The following is a 238-nucleotide window of genomic DNA, read 5'->3' as shown; positions in this document are numbered from 1 at the left end:
ATACTGGCTGCCTTGGTCTGAGTGAAATAATAAGCGACTTCCATCAGGTTTACGTGCATCCCATGTTTTTTTTAACGCTCTAATCACCAAGTCTGCGCTGTTAACTCGACTTGTTGCCCAACCAACGACTTTGCGTGAGTATAAATCTAAAATTACACATAAATACTGCCAACCCTCTCTGCAACGAACTTGCGTTATGTCTGACACCCATACCGTATTGGGTTCATCAACACTAAAC

At 42.4% G+C, this 238-nt stretch carries 1 protein-coding gene; it reads right to left on the bottom strand.

All coding sequences use genetic code 11. The features are described 5' to 3' along the window. On the bottom strand, positions 1-238 hold a 238-nt coding region (locus AAEY72_RS16260), incomplete at both ends, for a DDE-type integrase/transposase/recombinase (RefSeq protein WP_352311720.1).

This window comes from Psychrobacter sp. W2-37-MNA-CIBAN-0211 (genome assembly GCF_040309405.1).
Classification (GTDB): domain Bacteria; phylum Pseudomonadota; class Gammaproteobacteria; order Pseudomonadales; family Moraxellaceae; genus Psychrobacter; species Psychrobacter glaciei.
The sequence above is the reverse complement of the archived record's forward strand: the minus strand, read 5'-3'. Positions and strand labels throughout refer to the sequence as shown.